Here is a 2,769-nt window from a genome sequence, read left to right as displayed (position 1 = left end):
TTCTCGCTGTAAGGCCGGGCCGTGCGCATACGCTCCTGCGCCTTGCGCATTTTGGAGACGGAAATCATCTCCATGGCCTTGGTGATCTTCTTGGTGTTTTCCACCGATTTGATCTTGGTGCGTAGTTCCTTGCCCGATGCCATCAGCGGCTCCTTTTGATCAGGTAGAAATTAAGCAAAGCTTTTCTTGAAAGCGGCCACAGCGGTGTTCAATTCGGCTTCTGCCTCTTTGTCCAAAGCTTTGGAGTTCTCGATTTTGGCCAGCAATGCAGCGCACTTGTCCTTCAAGTAAGCGTGCAAACCGTGCTCAAAAGCCAAGACTTTCTTGACATCGATGTCGTCCATAAAGCCTTTGTTCACAGCAAACAAGCTGGCGCCCATCAAGCTGATCGACAAGGGGCTGTACTGGGCTTGCTTGAGCAATTCGGTCACGCGGGCACCGCGGTCCAGCTGCTTGCGTGTGGACTCGTCCAGATCGGAAGCGAACTGCGCAAAAGCAGCCAATTCACGGTACTGGGCCAAATCGGTACGGATACCACCGGACTGACCTTTGATGACCTTGGTCTGGGCGGAGCTACCGACGCGTGACACCGAAATACCGGCGTTGATCGCAGGGCGGATACCGGCGTTGAACAAGGATGTTTCCAAGAAGATCTGACCGTCAGTGATCGAAATCACGTTGGTAGGCACGAAGGCAGAAACGTCACCGGCTTGGGTTTCGATGATGGGCAGAGCCGTCAAGGAACCCGTTTTACCAGTCACAGCGCCTTTGGTGAAGGCTTCGACGTAGTCGGCGTTCACGCGGGCTGCACGCTCGAGCAGACGGCTGTGGAGATAGAACACGTCGCCGGGGTAAGCTTCGCGGCCTGGTGGGCGACGCAACAACAGAGACACTTGGCGGTAAGCGACAGCTTGCTTGGACAGATCGTCATAAACAATCAGTGCGTCTTCGCCACGGTCACGGAAGTATTCGCCCATGGTGCAGCCAGAGTAGGCAGACACGTACTGCATGGCTGCGGATTCAGAGGCAGAAGCAGCCACGACGATGGTGTATTCCATCGCGCCAGCTTGCTCCAAAGCGCGCACGACGTTCTTGATCGACGAGGCTTTTTGGCCAATCGCGACGTAAACGCAGGTCATGTTCTGACCTTTTTGGTTGATGATGGCGTCGATCGCGACGGCAGTCTTGCCGGTCTGACGGTCGCCAATGATCAATTCGCGCTGACCACGGCCCACGGGCACCATGGAGTCGATGGACTTCAAGCCAGTTTGCATAGGCTGATCCACCGATTTACGTGCGATCACGCCAGGGGCGACTTTTTCGATCACGTCGGTCATCTTGGCATTGATGGGGCCTTTGCCATCGATAGGCTGACCCAATGCGTTGACCACGCGGCCAATCAGTTCAGGGCCTACGGGCACTTCCAGAATACGGCCTGTGCACTTGACAGTGTCGCCTTCGGAGATGTGCTCGTACTCGCCCAAGATCACGGCACCGACCGAGTCACGCTCGAGGTTCAGGGCCAGACCAAATGTGGCAGCGCCATCAGCAGTCGCTGGGAATTCGAGCATTTCGCCCTGCATCACATCCGACAAACCGTGGACGCGAACGATACCGTCGGTCACAGACACCACAGTGCCTTGGTTGCGGATATCGGCGCTGGCGGACAGCCCTTCGATGCGGCTCTTGATCAGTTCAGAAATTTCTGCGGGATTGAGTTGCATGACTCTTTCCTTCTTTCTTTAAATATGTCCGGTCTCGTCCGCTTATGCGGAGAGGGCCGATTTCATTTGTTCCAGTCGGGCTATGACAGAGGTGTCGAGCACCTCGTCACCCACCACCACACGAATACCACCAATCAAGGCGGCATCAAGCTCGACGCTCACATTGAGCTTGCGCGCAAAGCGTTTTTCGAGCGTGGACGACAAATCGGCCAAAGCCGAAGCGTCGATGGGAAATGCGCTGTAAACAACTGCATCAGCAGTGCCACCTTGCGCATTCATCAGTGCCCGGTACTGCTGTGCGACGACAGGCAGTGCACTGAGACGGCGGTTTTCGATCACCAGTTGCAGGAAGTTCTTGCCAGCCTCGGGCAGTGCTGTACGAAGCACGCCAGAGATCAGCTCGAATGCCTGCTCATCGGACACTTTGGGGCTGTCAACAAACTGTTGCAATTGCGCGTTTTCCGCAACTGCGGCCAGTTCATCCAGCCAAGCGGCCGTGCCAGCAAGATCGGATGCCTGCGCTTTAAAAAGCGCTTCGGCATAAGGGCGGGCGATGGTAGCAAGTTCTGCCATGGTCTTCTCTGGCTGGAGCTTCTTACAGCTCGGTCTTGAGGCGGCTCAGCAGATCAGCGTGGACACCAGCATTGACTTCCTTGCGGAGAATCTGCTCGGCGCCTTTCACGGCCAAAGCTGCAACCTGCTCACGCAGGGCTTCACGCGCTTTGACAGCTTCCTGCTCAGCTTCAGCTTTTGCAGCGGCGATGATCTTGTTGCCTTCTTCGGTGGCACGTGCTTTGGCTTCGTCAACGATGCCATTTGCACGGCGCTCAGCATCTGCCAAGCGCGAAGCCGTCTCGGTGCGCGACTGGGCCAGTTCGGCTTCAACACGCGCATTGGCGTTGCTGAGTTCGGCTTTGGCTTTGTCGGCGGCAGCGAGGCCGTCAGCGATTTTCTGTGCCCGTTCGTCGAGCGCTTTTGTGATCGGGGGCCACACGAATTTCATCGTGAACCACACCAGAATCGCAAAAACGATCATCTGAATGAA

4 protein-coding genes are annotated in these 2,769 nt (G+C 56.2%); all 4 read right to left on the bottom strand.

Annotated features, from left to right (window positions below; genetic code table 11):
• A partial coding sequence (locus tag SWE17_RS15355) for a F0F1 ATP synthase subunit gamma (protein WP_322993915.1) occupies nucleotides 1-143 on the bottom strand: 143 nt, incomplete at its 3' end.
• A gap of 27 nt (nucleotides 144-170) precedes the next feature.
• Nucleotides 171-1,724 (bottom strand): F0F1 ATP synthase subunit alpha, encoded by a 1,554-nt coding sequence (gene atpA, locus SWE17_RS15350; RefSeq protein ID WP_322993914.1) that lies wholly within the window; start codon nucleotides 1,722-1,724, stop codon nucleotides 171-173.
• A 42-nt stretch (nucleotides 1,725-1,766) separates the two neighbouring features.
• Nucleotides 1,767-2,297 carry a F0F1 ATP synthase subunit delta gene (locus SWE17_RS15345; RefSeq protein ID WP_322993913.1) on the bottom strand — a complete coding sequence of 177 codons (531 nt, stop codon included), beginning with the start codon at nucleotides 2,295-2,297 and terminating at the stop codon, nucleotides 1,767-1,769.
• A 22-nt stretch (nucleotides 2,298-2,319) separates the two neighbouring features.
• On the bottom strand, nucleotides 2,320-2,769 hold a 450-nt coding region (locus SWE17_RS15340; RefSeq protein ID WP_322993912.1), incomplete at its 5' end, for a F0F1 ATP synthase subunit B.

This window comes from Limnohabitans sp. (assembly GCF_034680285.1).
Taxonomy (GTDB): Bacteria; Pseudomonadota; Gammaproteobacteria; order Burkholderiales; family Burkholderiaceae_C; genus Limnohabitans_A.
Note: the sequence above shows the minus strand (reverse complement) of the source record. Positions and strands in the feature narration are given on the sequence as shown.

Excerpts from the sequence above, each read along its gene's own strand:
- atpA (WP_322993914.1), bottom strand. The coding sequence starts at position 1,724 with ATGCAACTCAATCCCGCAGAAATTTCTGAACTGATCAAGAGCCGCATC.
- SWE17_RS15345 (WP_322993913.1), bottom strand. The coding sequence starts at position 2,297 with ATGGCAGAACTTGCTACCATCGCCCGCCCTTATGCCGAAGCGCTTTTT.